Source organism: Psychromonas sp. CNPT3, assembly GCF_000153405.2.
In the GTDB taxonomy this organism is placed as follows: Bacteria; Pseudomonadota; Gammaproteobacteria; order Enterobacterales; family Psychromonadaceae; genus Psychromonas.
Map to the genome: position 1 here is coordinate 2,210,672 of NC_020802.1, position 21,669 is coordinate 2,232,340.

Annotated in this window: 19 protein-coding genes; 6 read left to right on the forward strand and 13 right to left on the reverse strand. The window is 37.9% G+C overall.

The features are described from left to right. Positions 1 to 7: 7 nt before the first annotated feature. The 7 genes from PCNPT3_RS09735 to PCNPT3_RS09765 form a co-directional block, all read right to left on the reverse strand. Positions 8 to 1,576 (reverse strand): cytochrome ubiquinol oxidase subunit I, encoded by a 1,569-nt coding sequence (locus PCNPT3_RS09735; protein WP_015465697.1) that lies wholly within the window; start codon positions 1,574 to 1,576, stop codon positions 8 to 10. 39 nt (positions 1,577 to 1,615) lie between these two features. Continuing rightward, complete coding sequence (gene cydP, locus PCNPT3_RS09740; protein WP_015465698.1) at positions 1,616 to 1,798, reverse strand: cytochrome oxidase putative small subunit CydP; 183 nt, start codon at positions 1,796 to 1,798, stop codon at positions 1,616 to 1,618. A 325-nt stretch (positions 1,799 to 2,123) separates the two neighbouring features. Further along, positions 2,124 to 3,125: a Holliday junction branch migration DNA helicase RuvB gene (gene ruvB / locus PCNPT3_RS09745; RefSeq protein ID WP_015465699.1), complete on the reverse strand. Its 1,002-nt coding sequence runs from the start codon at positions 3,123 to 3,125 to the stop codon at positions 2,124 to 2,126. 2 nt (positions 3,126 to 3,127) lie between these two features. Beyond that, positions 3,128 to 3,751 (reverse strand): Holliday junction branch migration protein RuvA, encoded by a 624-nt coding sequence (ruvA, locus tag PCNPT3_RS09750; protein WP_015465700.1) that lies wholly within the window; start codon positions 3,749 to 3,751, stop codon positions 3,128 to 3,130. Between the two features lie 64 nt (positions 3,752 to 3,815). Continuing rightward, the gene (gene rarD, locus PCNPT3_RS09755; protein ID WP_015465701.1) at positions 3,816 to 4,703 is read right to left on the reverse strand and encodes an EamA family transporter RarD; all 888 of its coding nucleotides are present in this window, start codon (positions 4,701 to 4,703) and stop codon (positions 3,816 to 3,818) included. Beyond that, positions 4,703 to 5,224, reverse strand: a complete 522-nt coding sequence (gene ruvC / locus PCNPT3_RS09760; RefSeq protein ID WP_015465702.1) for a crossover junction endodeoxyribonuclease RuvC — start codon at positions 5,222 to 5,224, stop codon at positions 4,703 to 4,705. The genes rarD and ruvC overlap by 1 nt, the downstream gene beginning before the upstream one ends. Before the next feature lie 52 nt (positions 5,225 to 5,276). Continuing rightward, a complete protein-coding gene (locus PCNPT3_RS09765; RefSeq protein ID WP_015465703.1) occupies positions 5,277 to 6,227 on the reverse strand; it encodes a LysR family transcriptional regulator in 951 nt (316 codons plus the stop codon). Between the two features lie 189 nt (positions 6,228 to 6,416). Here PCNPT3_RS09765 and PCNPT3_RS09770 point away from each other — a divergent pair, with 189 nt between their 5' ends. Then, a complete protein-coding gene (locus tag PCNPT3_RS09770) occupies positions 6,417 to 7,058 on the forward strand; it encodes a carbonic anhydrase (RefSeq protein WP_015465704.1) in 642 nt (213 codons plus the stop codon). Positions 7,059 to 7,079: 21 nt separating this feature from the next. Here the strand turns inward: PCNPT3_RS09770 and PCNPT3_RS09775 are convergent, their stop codons facing one another. Both PCNPT3_RS09775 and aspS read right to left on the reverse strand, forming a co-directional pair. Continuing rightward, entirely contained in the window at positions 7,080 to 8,228 is a 1,149-nt protein-coding gene (locus tag PCNPT3_RS09775; protein ID WP_015465705.1) for an HD-GYP domain-containing protein, read from the reverse strand. Between the two features lie 182 nt (positions 8,229 to 8,410). Then, positions 8,411 to 10,180, reverse strand: coding sequence for an aspartate--tRNA ligase (gene aspS, locus PCNPT3_RS09780; RefSeq protein WP_015465706.1), 1,770 nt, complete (start codon positions 10,178 to 10,180; stop codon positions 8,411 to 8,413). Between the two features lie 137 nt (positions 10,181 to 10,317). On the opposite strand from aspS, the gene cmoA reads away from it, so the two are divergent. The 3 genes from cmoA to PCNPT3_RS09795 all read left to right on the forward strand — a co-directional run bounded on the left by cmoA (position 10,318) and on the right by PCNPT3_RS09795 (position 12,711). Further along, positions 10,318 to 11,058, forward strand: coding sequence for a carboxy-S-adenosyl-L-methionine synthase CmoA (gene cmoA / locus PCNPT3_RS09785; RefSeq protein WP_015465707.1), 741 nt, complete (start codon positions 10,318 to 10,320; stop codon positions 11,056 to 11,058). Next, on the forward strand, positions 11,055 to 12,041 hold the full coding sequence (gene cmoB / locus PCNPT3_RS09790) for a tRNA 5-methoxyuridine(34)/uridine 5-oxyacetic acid(34) synthase CmoB (RefSeq protein ID WP_015465708.1): 987 nt from the start codon (positions 11,055 to 11,057) through the stop codon (positions 12,039 to 12,041). The genes cmoA and cmoB overlap by 4 nt, the downstream gene beginning before the upstream one ends. 97 nt (positions 12,042 to 12,138) lie before the next feature. After that, positions 12,139 to 12,711: a CoA pyrophosphatase gene (locus tag PCNPT3_RS09795; protein ID WP_015465709.1), complete on the forward strand. Its 573-nt coding sequence runs from the start codon at positions 12,139 to 12,141 to the stop codon at positions 12,709 to 12,711. A gap of 34 nt (positions 12,712 to 12,745) precedes the next feature. Here PCNPT3_RS09795 and PCNPT3_RS09800 read toward each other — a convergent pair whose 3' ends face one another. The 4 genes from PCNPT3_RS09800 to PCNPT3_RS09815 form a co-directional block, all read right to left on the reverse strand. Continuing rightward, positions 12,746 to 12,937, reverse strand: coding sequence for a YgaP family membrane protein (locus tag PCNPT3_RS09800; RefSeq protein ID WP_015465710.1), 192 nt, complete (start codon positions 12,935 to 12,937; stop codon positions 12,746 to 12,748). 101 nt (positions 12,938 to 13,038) lie between these two features. Beyond that, positions 13,039 to 14,070, reverse strand: coding sequence for an acyltransferase (locus tag PCNPT3_RS09805; RefSeq protein WP_015465711.1), 1,032 nt, complete (start codon positions 14,068 to 14,070; stop codon positions 13,039 to 13,041). A 296-nt stretch (positions 14,071 to 14,366) separates the two neighbouring features. Further along, positions 14,367 to 15,164, reverse strand: coding sequence for a hypothetical protein (locus PCNPT3_RS09810; protein WP_015465712.1), 798 nt, complete (start codon positions 15,162 to 15,164; stop codon positions 14,367 to 14,369). Between the two features lie 84 nt (positions 15,165 to 15,248). Then, positions 15,249 to 17,222, reverse strand: a complete 1,974-nt coding sequence (locus PCNPT3_RS09815) for an alkyl/aryl-sulfatase (protein ID WP_015465713.1) — start codon at positions 17,220 to 17,222, stop codon at positions 15,249 to 15,251. 747 nt (positions 17,223 to 17,969) lie between these two features. Here PCNPT3_RS09815 and PCNPT3_RS09820 point away from each other — a divergent pair. Next, positions 17,970 to 19,799: an ABC transporter ATP-binding protein gene (locus PCNPT3_RS09820; protein ID WP_041771520.1), complete on the forward strand. Its 1,830-nt coding sequence runs from the start codon at positions 17,970 to 17,972 to the stop codon at positions 19,797 to 19,799. A gap of 572 nt (positions 19,800 to 20,371) precedes the next feature. Beyond that, positions 20,372 to 21,628: an outer membrane protein transport protein gene (locus PCNPT3_RS09825; protein ID WP_015465715.1), complete on the forward strand. Its 1,257-nt coding sequence runs from the start codon at positions 20,372 to 20,374 to the stop codon at positions 21,626 to 21,628. Positions 21,629 to 21,669: the final 41 nt, after the last annotated feature.

The window sequence follows — 21,669 nt, forward strand, 5'->3', positions numbered from 1 at the left end:
TCCTATCTTAGTGGTTGTCAACTGTCTTGTTTTTTAACTGTTCAAAATGATATTTCCCCGTATTTAGGCTACTTGGCCCCATACGTGAAAATTTAAACATGAGGAACATTTCAATCACTAACAACACAGTGTAAAACGCAGCAATAGATATAATACTAAATAAAACTTGCTCGCTACTCACACTTGAAACGCCCATGTGTGTCGGTAATATTTCAGCAATTGCCCACGGTTGACGGCCATATTCAGCAACAAACCAACCCGCTTCAATCGCAATCCAAGGAAGTGGTAAACCATATAAACAAATACGATGGAATAATTTATTTTGACCGACGCGGTTACGTGCAGATTGGTAAAAGGCGAATAAGAATATGCCTAATAATGCAACCCCAGCACCCACCATAATACGAAAAGCAAAGAACATCGGAGCAACACCCGGAATACTATTCTTAGTGGCCAGCATAATTTGCTCTTCTGTTGCATCGACTACATTTGTAGTATATTTTTTAAGGAGTAAGCCATAGCCTAGATCCACTTTGATTTTATCAAAGGCTGCAACGGTTGCATCAGAAGTATCGCCTCCACGCAGTTGCTGTAATAAGCCATAAGCTATCATACCGCTACGAATACGTACTTCATGACCTTCCATTAACTCTTTTAAGCCAATGACTTGTTTATCAATAGAGCGTGTTGCAATAATACCTAATGCATATGGTATTTTTACAGCGTAATCAGTGCGTCTTTCTTCCTGATTTGGAATACCTATCAAGGTAAAAGATGCAGGGGCTTCTTCTGTTTCCCATTCTGATTCAATCGCTGCTAATTTTGCTTTTTGCACATCACCGACTTCATAACCACTTTCATCACCTAAAATAAGTGTTGAAATAATACCCGCTAAACCAAAGGCTGCAGCAATAGAAAATGAACGCTTAGCAAAACTAAGATCGCGACCTTTTAATAAATAATAAGAGCTGATTGCAAGAACAAACATTGCACCGGTGACATAACCACTGGCAACCGTATGCACAAATTTAACTTGTGCTACCGGGTTTAAAATTAAATCAACAAAGCTTGTCATCTCCATGCGCATAGTCACATAGTTAAACTCAGCGCCCACTGGATTTTGCATCCAAGCATTGGCAATCAATATCCATAATGCAGACATGCTTGAGCCAATTGCTACAAGCCAAGTCGCTGTTAAATGTTGCAATTTACTTAAACGATCCCAACCAAAGAAAAATAAGCCAACAAATGTAGATTCTAAGAAGAATGCCATCATGCCTTCAATGGCAAGTGGAGCACCAAAAACATCACCCACATAATGTGAATAATAAGCCCAGTTGGTACCGAACTGAAACTCCATCGTTAAACCAGTTGTAACACCTAGCGCGAAGTTAATACCAAACAATTTTCCCCAAAATTGTGTCATGTCTTTATACACTTGCTTATTTGTCATCACATATAATGATTCCATAACGGCAAGTATCCAAGCAAGACCCAGTGTTAATGGTACGAATAAAAAGTGATACATGGCTGTCATCGCAAATTGAAAGCGCGATAGATCAACGAGATCATCCATTGTTTTCTCCTAAAATTATAAAAATTAATTAGTTTTGCTTTATTTATCTTTGACCTGTTGCACTTCACCAAAAAGATGATCTGCATTAAAAGGCACGGGATCAGAAAAATAAAAATATTGTATTGTAAAAAGCACCATCACTTTAATGATGAGGATCACGGCTAATTCCCTTATAATTGGAATAGAAAAGATCCCTTTTTTGGGCAACCATTTTTTTAACATTTTTCACTCCAAAAAGTCGTAACATCTTAAATGATTGCTAATTACATTTGTAATGTAACAATTGCTTAACATCAATAGGGCTGTGACGATATGGAGCATACTTATACTCTTCAATCTGATCTAGATCAATTTTAATTTTCACTTATTTACATGCTTAAATCCGTGAAAACAATGTCTTTTTCATCTGCAATGTTAAATTTATAAAAGAGTAGGTATCTAAAATGTTAATAATACTAATGACATGTAAAATAAAAGGTACGTTTTACTTTAAGCGTAAGGTAACATATTAATCACGCATTTTAGATAATAAATGATGATTAAATAATTAAGGGGTGCTAAAACCAAAATGTTGGTAAGTACGGGACGTTGCAATACGACCGCGAGGAGTGCGCTGTAAAAAACCTTGCTGAATCAGATATGGCTCAAGCACATCTTCGATGGTTTCTTTTTCTTCACCAATGGCAGCTGCTAAGTTATCCAAGCCAACAGGGCCACCTTGGAAAGTATCTAAAATGGCGAGTAATAGCTTTCTATCCATATAATCAAAACCTTGGCCGTCCACATTTAGCATATCCAGCGCTTTATTCGCAACATTAGCATTAATCATTGATTCTTTTTTTACCTGTGCATAATCACGCACACGGCGTAATAAACGGTTGGCAATACGTGGCGTACCACGAGAACGTTTCGCAATTTCTGTCGCACCTGACATGTCTAAATTTAAGTTAAAATGCTTACTACTGCGCATTACTATTTTAGTTAGAGGAATAAGTTCATAATATTCAAGGCGTTGCACTATACCAAAACGATCACGTAATGGAGAGGTTAAAGAGCCCGCTCGTGTGGTCGCGCCAATAAGCGTAAAGGCAGGTAAATCTAATTTAATGGAGCGAGCGGCAGGACCTTCGCCAATCATAATATCAAGCTGATAATCTTCCATTGCCGGATATAATATTTCTTCGACTACCGGGCTTAAACGATGGATCTCATCAATGAATAAGACATCATTTTCTTCAAGGTTAGTGAGCAAAGCGGCTAAATCACCCGCTTTTTCTAAGATAGGTCCCGATGTTGTTTTAATATTTACTTTTAATTCATTGGCAACAATGTGCGCCAATGTTGTTTTTCCTAATCCAGGAGGTCCAAATATGAGTAAATGATCAAGTGCCTCACCACGTTGACGCGCAGCTTCTATGAATATTTCCATCTGCGTATTAACTTGTGGTTGACCTTCATAATCAGACAGTAATTTCGGGCGAATAGCACGATCGACAAAACTATCGTCATTTTTTTCAACAGCTGAAATAAGGCGATCTTCTTCAATCATTTTTATACCATACTTTTAAGGGCACTGCGGATAAGATCTTCACAATCCATTCCTGCCTGATAAACATTTCTAATACATTTTTCAGCACTGGCAGGCTTATAACCTAATGCTAATAACGCGCTGATCGCTTCATCTTTTGCCGTGTTTATTGATAACGTATTGGATAAACCATTTTGCATATCCATTGACTCGGCTTGCGGGCTCAATAAATCTGTACCCACCCAATTTTTCAAGCGATCTTTCATTTCGACCACTAAACGCTCCGCCGTTTTTTTGCCGACGCCGGGTAATTTAACCAATTGACTTACCGCTTCGTTATTAATACAAACAACAAATTCATTCGCCGACATGCCAGATAAAATAGCTAACGCTAATTTAGGGCCTACACCATTAACTTTAATTAATAAACGAAACATAGCGCGTTCATGTTTATCGGCAAAACCATAAAGAAGTTGGGCATCTTCACGGACCACAAAATGTGTATAGATGATAGCTTCCTGACCGACTTCAGGCAAAGGATAAAAAGAACTCATAGGCAATTGGATCTCATAACCAACACCCGACACATCTAATAACACTTCAGGTGGTTGCTTCTCTAACAATACGCCACGTAATCGTCCAATCATATTTATACCCTTGTAATCTATTATAACGATGCAGTATAAAAAACAACTGACTTTATATCCAGTGTTATTTGCAATATCGAGAGATCTGCTTTTCAAAAATGAAAACTAAAATACCTAACCATATAAATGTAAATGTACTAATTTTTAATATATCTAATGGCTCATCATACAATACGACGGCAAAAACAAATAACAATGTCGGCGCTAAGTATTGAAAGAAGCCTAATGTTGACAACGCTAAACGCAATGCTGCCTGGGTAAAGAAAATAAGAGGAAAAGCGGTCATCACCCCTGCAAAAATTAAAGCGCTATTGAGAGTAAAACTATTTAACAACATATTAGATGTCGATGAATTGGCGACCACAAACATATAATAAATCGCAACAGGTGCGATAAAGCAAGTTTCAATAAAAAATCCAATCAGTGCATCTACTTTAATTTTTTTACGTAATAAGCCATAAAAAGCAAAACTAAAAGGTAAAACAAGTGAGATCCACGGTAATGAACCCAATGCAATCACTTGGATGGATACCCCTATCAGCGCGAGCGAAACAGCAACCCACTGTAAGCGACTTAAGGATTCTTTTAAAAACACTAAACCGAGTAAGACATTAATTAAAGGATTAATAAAATAACCTAAACTTGCATCGAGCATGCGATCGTTGTTAATAGCCCAAACAAAGACCCCCCAATTACAACTAATTAATAAACTACTGATAGCTAAAAATATTAGCTTCTTTGGCTGTGATAAAATAGATTTTAATACACTGTAACGCCCCATAAATATAATCATTAGGGCGGTGATAAGTAAAGACCAAATAACGCGATGCGATAGCATCTCATAAATAGGTAAATCGGCTAAATATTTAAAATATAAAGGCGAAAAACCCCAGATCATATATGCAGCAACGGCATAAAACATTCCAACTTGTGTTTCTGTTAATGCTTTCATTAGCATAATCTCCTACGCACTGTTTTTTTCACTTTACCCGCCATCGCAACTAATGATTGCGCGGTATGAGCATGACATATTGCCACGGCGAGCCCATCGGCCGCATCGGCTTGTGGTGTCCCGGATAATTGTAAAAGGCGTACCACCATTTGTTGCACTTGATCTTTTGTTGCAGCCCCTGTGCCCACAACAGCTTGTTTTATTTGCCGTGCAGAGTATTCACAAATATATAAATCGGCCTGTGTTGCAGCCACTATAGCGGCGCCCCTAGCTTGACCCAGCTTCAGCGCAGAATCTGGGTTCTTTCCCATGAAAACCTGCTCTATTGCAAATTCAGTAGGTTGATATTGCTTAATAATTTCACTGATCCCTGAAAATATCATATCTAACTTGGGTGCAAGCGTGTCACCTTTCGTACGAATACAACCGCTCGCAATATAAATACACTTTGCCCCTTTTTGCTCAATAATACCGTAACCGGTAATACGTGATCCGGGATCTATACCTAAAATAATACTCAAAAAATATACCTTAAAAATTTAAAATGAATAATAAAAACCAATATAAAATGTATTAATGTTCAACAAAGTGACGCTCTAAAAAACGATTACATAACATGGCCACATTTTCTTGTGGGGATAGTGAAAACTCAATAAATGCTTTGGCGATAGGTGACAGATTTTTATCCTTATGATGCACGATATACCAGCTCTTTAATAATGGAAAACCTTCAATATCTAATTCCACTAAACAATTCGTAGCAAGCTCTAAGGTTAAACTATGCCGCGACAATGCTGATATCCCTAAATCGGCCATCACCGCTTGCTTTATCGTTTCGGTACTACCTAAAATCATACTTGGCTTAATATCTAATTTATTTTTACTAAAAAAGTGCTCTAATGCTTTGCGTGTGCCAGAGCCCTTTTCTCTCGACAATAATTTATATTGTGACAAGGCGCTTAATGGTATGTTTTTTTGGTTTGCCAATGGATGCCCAGGATTCGCGATTGCCACGATAGGATTATCAATAAAAGGATGACATGTCAGCGAATTTTCTTCAGGCACAAGGCCCATGATCACCAAATCATCTTCATTATTATGTAATCGTTGTAATATTTGCTCACGATTAGCCACCTCAAGGTATAAATTAACTTTTGGATAACGCTTATGAAACGCGCCCAATAAATGAGGTGTAAAATATTTAGCACTGCTCACCGCTGAAATATGAAAATCGCCTTCCAAAGTGCCCTTCATCGCGCTTAATGTCATATCAATATTTGTAAAAGAAACAAATAACGTATCACAAAATGTATTGAGCACATCCCCTGCTGGCGTTAAGAATAATTTTTTACCTATTTTATCAAAGAGTACAATATCTAAATTTGTTTCAAGTAACTTTAACTGAATACTCACAGCAGGCTGGGTTAACCCTAAAATTTTAGCCGCTTTGGTATAATTCATCAGTTTTGAAACTTGTCTGAATATTTTTAATTGGTGTAATGTCGCACGCATATTTTTTACCATTAATATTTCTTATGGTTTTGATAATATAGTTTAATTATTATTAATACAACAATTGTATTATGATGTATCTAGGCTGTTTTCTGCTAACATTACGATAACATCCATCTTTAAAAAAGTATTTTACTCGATATTTATCAGTACTATACATGCGTTTATGAAATATTTAAAAAATAAGATCTGAGGTATACAATGTCTGCTACTGCTAAATTAATTTCCGGTTACCAACGGTTTCGCAATGAATATTACCCAAAAAACAAAGAATACCTTTTAAAACTCGCGGAAGAAGGCCAATCACCTAAAGTCGTGATCATTGCGTGCTCGGATTCGCGTGTTGATCCCACCCTTATTCTCGATTGCTATCCCGGTGAATTATTTGTTATTCGTAATGTTGCCAATTTAGTCCCCCCTTGCGAAGACAACGACAATGATAACTTCCACGGGACCAGTGCGGCCCTTGAATTTGCGGTCACAAAATTGAACGTCGAAAGTATTATTGTTTTAGGGCATACCCAATGTGGGGGTATTAAAGCGTTAATGGATAATACAGATAAACATATGCAAGGGAGTTTCATCGATAAATGGATGCAACAATTAGAGAATGTACGTGATGCTATCAATGCAAATAGTCAATATACGGATCAATTGAGTCGCTATAACGGTTGTGAGCAACAAGGGATCCAACAATCTTTAGAAAACTTAATGACCTTCCCATGGGTTGCAGAGCGTGTGCGCTCAGGGACATTAAGTTTACATGGATGGCGTTATAATTTAAAAACATCTGAACTTTGTGCCATGGATGAAAAAAATGGCCAATTTACAAAAGTAAATTAGATCCTTTTCAAAAGTGCATCATCAACCTTGATGCGCTAAATAATCTATAATTTCTTGCATATCCAGATTAAAATCCGATGCTCGTACACATTTTACAATTAAAGCTGCATCGGTCGTTGATAAATCAATGTTTTTCTCGGCTGAAAATTCATTTCCCCCCAAACAGTAAAAGGGTTTTACATGGGGACGGATAGGATCATCTTTATTTTGACTCTCAACTATGGCAAGGTGATCAGAGTCAAGTCGAACAATTGATCCTACCGGATAAATCCCCATACATAGAATAAATTGATCCACTAGCACTTTATCTAAGTGATTGGTTTTCGCTAAATTACGTAAAATATTAAAGGCTTTAACCTGCGCCATCCCCGCTTTATAACAACGTGTTGATGTTAACGCATCAAAAATATCACAAATCGAGATCATTCGACCATAAAAGGAGATCTCATCCTCTTGTAATGCAGCAGGATAACCTCCGCCACTGAGTTGTTCATGATGTAACGCGACAACCTCTAAACTAAGCGCGTCGATTCCCGGGATCGCTTTAACAATATCAATCGAGTACTGCGCATGCTTTTTCATAATAGTAAATTCTGCATCAGTAAACTTACCCGGTTTGTTTAGCACTTCATCGGCTATCTTTATTTTTCCGACATCATGTAAGAAAGCACCGACTGCCAGTTTTCTCACAATTTCTTTTTCTATTTTTAAATGAAATGCAAATAACGTAATAAGAACCGACACAGCGACAGAATGCTCGAGCAAATACTCGTCCTTCTTTCGTAAATTAAGGACACACGATAAGGCATCTGGATTTTTAAAAATAAGATCAATAGACTCATCAGTAATACTATTTACCGCATTCAAGTCTAAGGGATTACCATTTTCGGCATCATAAAATATTTTCTTTTGGATCACTTTAGATTCATCAAAAACCCGTTTGGCAATAATGATATCTTCTTTAAAAAGAGATTTTTTCTCTTCAAGATTGGGATCAACATAACTATTATCAATGAGGACACGTTCAACACCGCGTTTTTGTAAATTTAGAATGGTTTTTTGTTCTTTGATAAGGCCACTTTCACGTAATAAAAATTTGCCTTTTGGCGCTATAATTTCAACTAAATACATGCCAACAGTTAAATCTTTGATAGTCAGTTCAACTAACATACAAAACTCCTATCATTATATTTCCTTACTATTTATCATCAACATAAAAAAATAATTAATACGATATATTCGCATCAGTATTGTTGATATATCTGATAACTATAGCCACTATTTGTTATATCTCTACTAATAAAAAATAAAAAACGGTGCAACTTTGCACCGTTTTTTATATTCGTTTATCGTTATTTTTTTACATCTTCTTTTATTATTTGTATATTTAGCTCTTTAAGCGAATCTGGATTCGCATAACTTGGCGCATTGGTTAGCGGACACGCTGCCGATGCTGTTTTCGGGAAGGCAATAACTTCACGAATAGAGCTTGTTTTTGTCATTAGCATCACTAAACGATCTAAACCAAACGCAAGACCTGCATGTGGTGGAGCGCCATATTTAAGCGCTTCCAGTAAAAATCCAAACTTATCTTGCGCTTCTGCATCGCTAATATTTAAGATGCGGAAAATAGTTGCTTGCATATCTGCTTTATGAATACGTACAGATCCGCCCCCTAGTTCACACCCATTTAATACCATATCATAAGCATTTGAAATGGCGCCAACCGGATTAGCTTCTAACTCTTTCGCCGTTAAATTAAGCGGGGCTGTAAAGGGATGATGTAATGGCGTTAAGCCACCATCTTCAAGCGCTTCAAACATTGGAAAATCAATCACCCAAAGTGGTTTCCACTGCGAACCAACCAAATCTAGATCTTCTGCTACTTTAAGGCGTAATGCGCCCATCGCTTCGCTAACTACTTTTTCTTTATCCGCGCCAAACAAAAGAATGTCTCCGTCTTTAGCTTGGGTACGTGCAAGTAGTGCATCAACGATCTCAGCAGAAAGGAATTTAGCCACAGGAGACTGTATGCCATCAATACCTTTACTTACCTCATTCACTTTCATCCATGCTAAGCCTTTAGCACCATAAATATTGACGTATTTTGTATAATTATCAATCTGTTTGCGTGATAAAGCAGCACCACCTGGTACACAAATAACCGCTACACGACTATCTTTATCATTAGCTGGCGTTGAAAACACTTTAAACTCAACCTCAGTTAAGAGATCGGCTACATCAACAAGTTCAAAATCAATACGTAAATCAGGCTTATCTGAGCCAAAACGACGCATCGCCTCTGCATAGGTCATTTTAGGGAACGTACCTAAATCAACATCTAGCATTTTTTGGAAAAGTTTAACAATCATCTCTTCCATTTTCTGCATCACTTCATCTGCTGACAAAAATGACGTTTCAATATCAATTTGAGTAAATTCAGGTTGTCTATCTGCACGTAAATCTTCATCACGGAAACATTTTACGATTTGGTAATATTTATCTAACCCAGACATCATTAATAATTGTTTAAAAAGCTGTGGTGATTGCGGTAATGCAAAAAACTGCCCTTTATAAGTACGACTTGGCACTAGATAATCACGAGCACCTTCTGGTGTCGCTTTCGTTAAAATAGGTGTTTCAACATCTAAAAAGCCGTTATCCTCTAAGAAACGACGTACAAAGCTACTCACTTTAGAGCGGAACTGCATACGTTTAGCCATTTCAGGGCGACGTAAATCAAGATAACGATAGCGTAATCGTTGCTCTTCAGTGTTGTTTTGGTTACTGTCGAGTGGCAAAGGTTCAGAGCGATTCAATATCTCGATTTCAATACCACAAATTTCAACCGCGCCGGTGCGCATGTTTTTATTCACTTGCCCATCAGGACGTGCGCGCACTTGACCTTTAATTTGAATGCAGTATTCATTACGAACAGATGCTGCAATCAAGGTTGCTTCAGGCGTATCACCATCAAAAAAAACTTGAACAATCCCTTCACGATCACGTAAATCTAAAAAGGTTACTCCGCCTAAATCTCGTTGTTTATTGATCCAGCCAACTAATTTTATCTCTTGACCAATGACAGCTTCCGTCACTTCTCCGCAATACATAGTGCGCATTCTTGATTCCTGTTTTAAATAGATAACAAATAATTTTACTCAGTATAAAAGAAAATTAACATGACCGCTAAATAAAAACTGACCATCTCAACTATTTTAAGTAAAATATGCGTACATTTAAGGTTAGAGATGAAATTATGGGTAATACAGACAATATTTATAGCAAAGCCGTTGAAAATATCAGTGGTTTTACCTTTGATGAGCAAGTGGCACAAGTTTTTCCGGATATGATCAAGCGATCCGTCCCGGGATACGAAAAAATCATTCAAACAATTGCAATGATAACCAAACGTTGCGCAGTCAATAATAGTAACCTTTATGATTTAGGTTGTTCTCTTGGGGCTGCAACGCTTTCCATGCGTAGTGCATTAAAAGAGACAACGGGTTGTAAAATTATTGCCGTGGATAATTCGGAAGCGATGGTAAAACGTTGCAGTGCAACCATTGCATCTTATCGCTCAGATATCCCCGTCGACGTTTTAAATGATGACATTTGTAATATTCATATTGAAAATGCATCTGTGGTTGTACTTAATTTTACCCTGCAGTTTTTAACGCCTGAAAAACGTTTACAATTATTGCGTAATATTTATCAAGGTTTACGACCTGGTGGTGTACTTGTTCTGTCTGAAAAGTTTGTCTTTGACGATGATCCCACCCACCAGCTATTAATTGATTTACACCTCGATTTTAAGCGCCAGCACGGCTATAGCGATCTTGAAATAAGTCAAAAACGCTCATCACTTGAAAATGTTTTAATCGCCGATACGGTGACAGAACATTATCAACGTTTACAACATGCCGGTTTTAAACATAATAACCTCTGGTATCAATGTTTTAACTTCGGCTCTATTATTAGTATAAAAGAAAAAATATGATTGATTTTACACATTTTTATAGTTGCATTGCCAACAACCGTTTGAGCCACTGGTTACGTATTCTTCCTGAGCAATTACATGCTTGGGAAAGCGCACATGTGCATGGAAAACTTGCTGGTTGGATCCGCGTTTTAAACAAATTGCCAGAAATAGATGCCGCTCATATTGAACTTAAAACGCATGTTGAAATAGGCAAAGCAAATACATTAAGCCTTGGTGAAACAAAAAAACTTGAAAACCTTCTGCAAAAATTTCACCCTTGGCGAAAAGGCCCTTTTGATATTCACGGCGTGCACATTGATACAGAGTGGCGCAGTGATTGGAAATGGGATCGCGTGCTTCCCCATATAAGCCCCTTAAAATATCGTTATGTGTTAGATGTGGGCTGTGGAAGTGGTTACCATATGTGGCGTATGCGCGGTGAAGGCGCTAAATTTGTCGTCGGCATTGATCCTAGCGATTTGTTTTTATGTCAATTTGAAGCCGTCAGACATTTTGCCAACAAAGATCAACAAATACATTTATTACCACTTGGTATTCAACAACTGCCAAAATTAGAAGCTTTTGATAGTGTGTTTTCAATGGGCGTTTTATACCATCGCAAGTCGCCAATGGATCATATCACCCAACTACAAGATCAACTGGTTGAAGGTGGTGAGCTTATTCTTGAAACCTTGGTCATTGACGGTGATAAAAATGACGTATTAGTGCCCGAAGATAGATATGCAAAAATGCGTAACATTTGGTTTTTACCCAGCGCACTCGCATTAAAATTATGGGTTGAAAAATGTGGATTTGAAAATGTTCGCATTGTCGATATTAATGATACGTTAACGGGTGAGCAGCGCAGCACCGCTTGGATGACCAATGAATCATTACAAGATTACTTAGATCCCCTTGATCCGACTAAAACCATTGAGGGTCACCCCGCGCCAAAACGCGCTTTATTAATCGCAACAAAAGCGTTTAAAACATTAAATTAAAAAAAAGTGGCTTCAGTACACGAAGCCACTTTTTTACTTATACCTATCATCTGTTATCTGCTAAGCTTAAATTTGGCTTCTTCATGGCTTTTTATCTATGCATAAAAATACCTTCTTAACACATTTTTTATTATGCCCTCAAAAAGCCAGCACATGTCGCCCATTAAAAGACTATCCCTACAAAAAAGCAGCCGTTTTAATCGCATTGGTTCAAAGAACAAATGGCTTACATATAATACTCACAAAGCGCGCATTACACCTACGCTTGCATTCTGGACAGGTCTGTTTTCCGGGGGGCAAGTATGAGACCGCTGATAAGAGCTTACAAATAACAGCCCTGCGAGAAACCTTCGAAGAGATAGGAATAAAGCACAATGAAATACAAATACTCGGGCAATTAAATAAAACCTATACTCTCAGTGGTTTTGAGATAAGCCCTTTTATTGCATTGGTTAATAATAACTACACATTACACATTGACGCACAAGAAGTAGAGAGCGTTTTTGAGCTCCCTTTAGCCTTTTTACTCAATGCTAACAACTTATATTCCTATGCCTTTATTCGCTATAAAAAGCCCTATTTGAGTTATTGTTTACACTATCAGGATAAATTTATTTGGGGCGCTACTGCGCAAATATTAAAAAACCTACAACAACATTTATTAACCTAAAGATGCAAAACATTAAATAGAAAAAATGTACTTTCTATTCTTCAGGACGCTTACACGTTGATATTCCAAAAGGAAGATAAGCAGGACACCAGCCTAAGCTTCCCGTTAAGATAGGAATAAATCCGAGAGCCCCCCACAAGCTTTGATAATAAATACCGCAGAGAATGATCAGTATTCCCGCCGTTATCCGTACTGCTCTATCGATACAACCCACATTCTTTTTCATGATATTACCTCCCTTTTTATCATCTTAACTATAGTTATAGCTCTTTTTAATGAGGTTTGCTTATAGGGTATACGGAAAAATCAAGGACAGTAGCACTTACATTAAGGTACTAAACGCCGAACAAAAGGTATTTTTGAGCAGAGGATAATGCAACACAAAGAGAGCAGTAATACACAAAAGGTGATGACAGGTATCGCAATCCAATTATTAGGGAAGATGGCATACACCCCGTTTGTTAATTCTCTTACGGGTATTAAGAGTAAAGGGTGGATCAGATAAATACCTAAACTATATTTAGATATTATTTTAATAAAAGCGCGCATCTTACCCGTTATTTTATCGGCATACGATTGTGCTAACACAAATAACATCGCGCTGATCAATAATGTATTTAATGATTTATAGCCCATAAAAAATGAACTATATGCACCATTTTCCATCGCCAAGAACCAAGAGCCAAAAAAGTTAAGTAGTAACATCGTTAGCCCTGCAATGAGCCAATATTTTAATTGCGGGCAATTATCTCGGTTAAATAAATACCAGCCTAAAATAAGATACCCACTGTATAAAATAAGGTTTTGTTGTAAAAAGCTCTGCACCTTTAAAAAATGCATTAAGAATAATAAGAAAAAAACCACCACTAATAACTGTATATGTTCTGGGGTTAATTTTTTAAGAATGGGCGCTAAAAAAGGGATCACAAAATAAAGGGGAATAAAATCATAAAAAAACCATAGATGGTACCAAGTAGGCTCTTTGGGTGCATTCATTATCAAAGACGTGGCATTTTCAACAAAACTACCGGTACTCATAAATGCACTGACTAACGCATAAATTAATGTCCACCCTAAAAATGGCACCACCACTTTCAAAAGGCGATTTTTTAAATAATAATGTGCATTAAAGGGTTTAGAGCTAGAAAGCAACAACGCCCCACTGAGCATAATAAACAGAGGAACAGCCCAACGAGTCATACTGTTATAGCCCATAGCGGCCAACCAATCTGCATTGGGGATTTGTAAATAAAGAAATCGAAAAGGACCAAGAACATGAATAATGATCACTGCAATGACCGCAATAAAACGCAGAAAATCAATATAAAAAATAGAAGCTCGTAAAGAAGTATTTGTCATTCGTCGCCTTGTCTTATAATAAATTTATTTATAAGACAATAAAGTACACGTTTAGTTTGAAAATACGAGAGATAAAAGTAGCCATAATATGTTCGGCCCTTACTTTTTCCTACCTCCCCCTTCGATTAATCTCTATTACGGCTGCGAAGCATGTCTACTGTGGATGATATACACAGTAAAAAGTATTCAACGCATATTATACCAAAGAAATTAAAGAAGTGATCCCATTGGTATTAGCGCATATGCTGTATCAGCAAACCCAATTAGGCTTGCTGAGTTTTATCCGCTCTATTGCCTTAAAACTGATAGTTAAATTCAACACGCTGATCACCGTCAAAATAATTTTGGTGATTGGTCCAATTACCAAAATAACGCACATTAAAACGCGGTGTAATTTGATAACTCAAGACAAGTTCATGTAATAGCACATTGCTATAACCTGAGCCATAAGCATTATCAACATAATTATCCGATCCTGATAGGGTGGTTAACCACATGGGATTATAATTTATCCATATTTTATCGGTGATCGCCAATTTACTATAAGTACCCACTAAAAAATAAGTACCCGATATATTATAACCTGACGTATTCGCAGTGGTCTCTCCCTGCATTCCTACATCACCATTACGTAAATTTAAACCAACACCGGCAAGAGGATACAAATTAAAAATCCCCATAGCTGGCAACGCTTGCAAAAAACTATAAGAGGCATTCATACTTTCTTGCTCGACATTATAATCAATATCAAGCTGAGCGCCTCGCCCATTCTCAATGTTTGCCGTTAAATTCCGAATACGAAAGCTGTCGATAGAATTATCACGGCGCTGACTACCAGACCAACCAGCCAAATCGCCTGCGACACCTTTTATTTCAACAATATTCATCGCACCCGTAACCGGATCCCCTGTCTCATATGTCTGTCCCACTTTAAAATTAAAGCCTTTGTCTGTAAAGCCAATCGCGGCTTGCGTGTAAATAGCCAGAGGATCAGACATATCTTTCAACTGTTCATCAGACTTTTTCTCCGCAGCCATTACATTTGATGTGCAACTTAGAGCAGACAATATCAAAACTAATTTTATTTTTTTCATTGTAACCCTTAAATAAATATCCTTTAAACCCCATTGATAATATGTGCCAATGGGGTTTAAATTAAAACGTCATAAAAGAGACGATCACGGTGTTACCACACCAAACCAGAAATCAAATTTATCGAAAATAGATATAAATTGTTTAAATTTACCCATATCCGACACTTTAAATTCACCGGTTTTCATTAGTTCAGGTAACGTGGTTTTTTTCATTAACATGCGAGCAAAAGCATCTTTTGTAAAAGTAATATTAAGATCCGCTTTATCAAATTGATAATCACTATAAGGTTTCAAAACTGAATGGCTTAATAGAGCCGCGTATGTTTTATCACCTTTGATCTGAATATTAATTTTCATCTTCATATTTTTGGCTTTTTCAGGTATCACTGCAATACTTAAACGTTGCATAAATTCAGAAAATGGCGTGCTGGCGGCCAATGATCCGGGATCTGTTCTTACAATGACTTTGACGCCGTCACGTAATTCTTTTGCTCCGCCCAAATAATAATTACGCCAAGGACCCGATTCCGATTGATAGGCTAATTGCTCCATGGCATCCGCTTCAAGATAGCGTGCTTTCATATTTTTAGGGTTTGAGAATGTAATATTGTTAAGCAAGGTAACCGCCCAACGATATTCCCCTTTAGCGACGGCCTGTTTGGCTATATCAATCACTTTATCTTCACCGCCCATCGCTTGCACATACTTTTTGCCTTGTTCAGTAGGCGTTAAGGGGTCAAGGTTCGCAGGGTTACCATCCCACCAAGCACCAAAATAGAAATCATAAGTTGCTCGAGAATTATGTGAAACGGTGCCGTAATATCCTCGGTTATACCATTCTTTATCTAACGATTCGGGTAGTTTGATAGCTGCTGCAATTTCATTTGGCGTGTAACCTTTATTGGCTAAATGCAAGGTTTGATCGTGGATAAATTTATACATGTCACGCGTTTTAGCGAGTTGCTCTTTAATTTTATTTTGTCCCCAAGTAGGCCAATGATGCGAAGCAATTAACGTATCCGCTTTATCTCCATAAGCGCGTAACGCTTCATCCACATAACTTGCCCAAGCCACGCCATCGCGTGTTTTAGCGCCTCGTAATGTCGATATGTTATGAATAGTGTGCGTCATTACTTCGGCTGCCATTAATGTTTTTAATTGGGGCATATAAAACATAAATTCAGAAGGTGCTTCTGAGCCAGATGCCATAAGCACATCAAACTCAATACCGTCGACACTAAACTTTTCGCCTGTTACGGATACAATTTTGGTGGGTTTTGTAATACCTAAATTACCTGAGGAAGTTGTTTTTCCTAGTCCCCCATCCACTTGACCTTTACTGCCGGCGGCAACAAGACTCCCATACATATAAGTAGAGCGGCGCCCCATGATGTTGCCATTGACGATATTTTCCGAGATAGCATTTTCAAAGAATCCCTCCGGCGCAATAACTTCAACCTTACCCGAATCGATATCGGCTTGCGATGTAACACCAAAAACACCACCAAAATGATCGATATGTGAATGCGTAAATATCACAGCAACCACCGGCTTATTCTCAACTTTATCTTGTAAAAGTTTAAGGCCCGCAGCAGCAGGCTCTGCAGAAATAAGAGGATCGATCACAATCCAGCCTTTATTACTTCTAATAAATGTCATCACCGACAGATCAAAACCGCGAACTTGGTATAATCCATCTTTGACTTTAAATAAACCATGTAAATTATTTAGCTTTGCTTGGCGTAACAACGAAGGGTTAATACTGTCTATGTTGGGGCTATTATCGATAAAATCATATTTAGAAAAATCCCAAACGATTTTACCTTGTGCATTTTTAATTTGTTTTTCAGGCCACTGCGCAACTAAACCTCGCGCTGCATCTTGAAAATCACTGGTATTTTCAAAATTTAAGTACGCTTTTAAATCATTATTTTTTTGGATCGTATATTGGGAAGCTTCTTTGGGGACCTTTGATATCGAATCTTGAGATGTCGCATAAACAATGGGTATAAGCGTCACAACAACTGCCAATGCAATTGTCGATTTTTTAAATAGCATAATTATCCCTTGGTATAAAGTGAACAATATTTGGTTCTGGCGCGATGACATCCTTGCTATTAATTTAACTCTCGTTAAAATTTCTTCCTTGATGGTTGATACTAAATTTATAATTTCTTTTTTCAACTCTATTATTGTAAAAATAAAGGACAGCATGATGTATTTTATTAAAACACGATCTATAACCACATTACATATCCACCAGCGCGCAGAAGATCAGATAAAACATTGATAATATATAGAACGAGCACGACCAAAAAATAAGACAAGCTACGCCGAACATATTAAAGCGCACGCCAAAATCAATTCAATGGTGGTGATAAAAACACGATGTTTTTACCTCATAACGCCTTTTTTTAGTAAACACAGTTGTCCTTTTCGCCACAGTATGGGCTACAACACACAGCATAAAGCATCTTAAACAGCATAAATGACAAACTAAAAACAGTGTGTCATTAGCCCCTCTAACGTCGTGTATTGTTGACACAAGCACTGCGATGCTTCATATTCAACGCTCATTTTATTTTTATAATGACATCCTTAGCGTGAGCACTCGCTCCACTAAATAAGGTGCCTTTTTGAAGTGAAATAACATTTATTACAGCGTGTTATGCATAGGCCTAAATGAAAATATAAACATAAGGGTACTGTGCATTTGGGTGCATCTATTGGCGCATAAAAAACCAGCACGTAGCAATAATATGAATTATTATTCATATCGATAATATAGGTAGTGTAATGCTTAATATCTTTAAATATTTTGAACAACTGGTCCCCGCATTAAATGATGTTGAGCCCACCCAGCCTCCAAAAACCTTATTGGCATTTTGCCTACACTATACAAAAGGTTACGTACCTGCACTGCTTGTCATGACGGTATTAACCGCTTTGCTGGCCATTTTAGAGGTGTCTTTATTTGGATTTATGGGGAAATTAGTTGATTGGCTGATAACTAAAAATCCAGAAACATTTTTACAAGAAGAATCAACAACCTTGATCATGATGAGTGTGATGATCCTTATATTGATCCCCATTTTAACCATATTGCATTCCTTAGTTGTGCACCAAGTTTTATTGGGTAATTATCCCATGTCTATTCGTTGGTTTGCACATCGCTACCTTCTAAAGCAAAGCTTTTCCTTTTATCAAGACGACTTTGCAGGACGCATTGCGACAAAAGTAATGCAAACATCGTTAGCCGTACGTGAAACGGTGATGAAACTTCTTGATGTCATGGTATACGTAAGCGTTTACTTCTTTGCAATGATATTTATGGTGGCACAAGCCGATTACCGCTTGGCTATTCCCATGCTCATTTGGTTATTTGTGTATCTTGCGTTGCAAATGTATTTTGTGCCTAAATTAAAAGATATTTCATCTAAGCAAGCAGACGCAAGATCCACCATGACCGGACGTATTGTTGATAGTTATACCAATATTTCTACCGTTAAATTATTTGCGCATACGGATGCAGAGTCCGCATATGCTAAACAAGGGATGCAAGGTTTTTTAGAAACAGTTTATAAACAAATGCGTTTAGTTACCGGTATCAGTGTGAGTGTGCAAATTAGCAATTACATCCTTGTTTTTGCCATTGGAGCACTGTCGATTAGCTTATGGATGCAATCGGCTATCAGTGTTGGCGCAATTGCACTCTCCATCAGTCTTGCGCTACGTTTAAATGGGATGGCGCAATGGATCATGTGGGAAATTAGTCATCTTTTTGAAAATATTGGTACGGTCACCGATGGGATGGCAACACTCTCAAAGCCTAATATCATTGAAGATGAAAAAGATGCTAAGGCACTTATCATTAAAAAGGGTGAGATCCACTTTAAAAATATGAGCTTTAATTATGGTGAAAAAAATGACGTCATTAATAACTTCGATCTCAAAATAAAAGCCGGTGAAAAAGTAGGTTTGGTCGGACGCTCCGGCGCAGGAAAATCGACTTTAGTGAATTTATTACTGCGCTTTTATGATGTAGAGCGCGGTCAAATTTTAATTGATGGACAAGATATAAAGAAAGTACAACAAGAAAGTTTACGCTTACAAATCGGCATGGTCACTCAAGACACCTCTTTATTGCATCGTTCTATTCGTGAAAATATTCTTTATGGGCGCCCAAATGCAAGTGAAGATGATTTAATTTTAGCCTGCCAGCAAGCACAAGCAGATCACTTTATTAAAGACTTAACCGATAATGAAGGTGATCAGGGTTACGATGCACAGGTTGGAGAGCGTGGCGTCAAACTCTCAGGCGGACAACGCCAACGCATTGCCATTGCTCGTGTGATATTAAAAGATGCGCCCATTTTAGTCTTAGACGAAGCAACCTCGGCTTTAGACAGCGAAGTTGAAAGTGCTATTCAAGAAAGTTTATATGAATTAATGCACGGTAAGACCGTTATTGCCATCGCCCATCGCCTCTCAACGATTGCAGCCATGGACAGGCTGATTGTGCTTGATAAAGGCAAAATTATTGAGCAGGGATCGCACCAAGAATTATTGCTTGCAGGTGGCGTCTATGCACAGTTATGGAAACATCAAACGGGTGGTTTTTTAGGTATGAATTAACACCCTAAATCGATGAGCACAAGTCAACGTCAGTATGATGCTGACACGGTGCTCGTCTTTTTTATTTCCAATACACACGTTTTTCGACTCCCCTTACTTTTACCCCTTTATGCCACTACGCGTGAGTTAATTCCCATTTGTTAGATGACTTAAACATCACCTTTTTTAAGTGCACTCTCTTTAAATCTAAATTACTAAACGTCACTTTTAAGCAAGAAGCCCCTTACTGTCGTGGCTTATTTATCATTATTCACCGCTGCAACCCATTGAAACAGCTATATGATGACATTTACCCTTCGTTAACAATCAAAAAAAGCTCAAGAAAACGATTGATCGGATGAGTTACTTTGACTACGCCTTTAAACCTTATTATCTTCGTTTTTTGTCTATAATGTGACTTATTTGACATGTTTATGTTGGTTAGTTTCTTTTTTTAATGCACAATCGCGCCGATCTTATGGGAGTGCCACATATAAAGACGTTTAAAATCGCTCATTACTTTCAATTTTAGAGCAGCACTTCTAACATTACATCACAACCCATTAATATTAGTCACGATAAAGGGACTCATCATGATCCATAAAAAACGCTTAAATAAAGTATTACTCGCTTTAAGCATCGCATTTACTGCATCACAAGTTAACGCGGCGGGTTTTCAGCTTAACGCACAATCAGCAACCGGTTTAGGGCGCGCTTTTGCGGGCGACGCGGTTATCGCTGATAATGCATCGGTCGCATCACGTAACGCGGCAGCTATGGCACTCTTTGATAGCACCGCCTTATCGACTGGTTTTAATGTATTAATTACCGACATTAAAGTCAGTAACGGGACATATAAAAGCCCTTTTATCGCAGGTGGTGAAGCACCCTCTGATTACGATAATGCAGGTGGCACCTCTGTCGCCCCTAATTTTCACTTGATCGTGCCCCTTAATGATAAATTTGCGGTGGGCATGAGCTTATATTCAAACTTTGCCACTCGCACTGAATTTGATAACTCTTTTGTCGGCGCAGAATATGGCGGTTTAACCGACGTAAAAAGTATGAATCTAGGCTTGCTCGCCTCTTATCGCATTAACAAGCAATGGAGTATCGGTGGCGGACTGGACATTATTTACGGAAAAGGTAAATTACAGCGACATCTTAGTTCAAAACTACCTGCAAACTCCCCAGTAGGTCCTCTTAAAGGAAAAGAAGTATTAAACGCGGACACTGCGGGATTTGGTCTTGGCTTTAACCTTGGCACCGTTTTTGAGCTTGATAAAAACAACCGTTTTGGTCTGTCTTACCATTACAGCCCAAAATTACACACCAAAGGCGATATTTTTTATAATGACGTGATGGCAAAAGATGATACGTTATATATGGCAATTCCCGATATGGCCGAGTTTTCTGGTTATCACCGTTTAACAGACTCTAAATTTGCTGTGCACTACAGCGTACAATGGATTGGCTGGTCATCTTTTAAATCTTTAGATTCAAAAGCCCATGGCACCATCAAAGAATACCAATGGAAAGACACTTATCACCTTTCTTTAGGGACGACTTACTATCTTAATAACGATTGGACGCTTCGTGCTGGTTATATGTATGATGCCAGTGCGCAAGATGAAGTGACCTCGATATCTGTGCCAGATTCAAATCGTCAGTGGTTCTCAGCGGGCTTTACCTACCAGCTCAATGAAAACAGTAACGTTGACTTTGGCGCCACTTATTTACTGGGTAAAGACGTGCAAGTAACAGAAAGTACGCCTCCTCTTTCAAGTATCGCGGCAACCACCCATGCGAATGCTATTTTAATGGCGATGCAATACAGTTATAAATTTTAAAAAACAGAGTCAGACTTAAACATAAAAAAGCACCGCGTGAC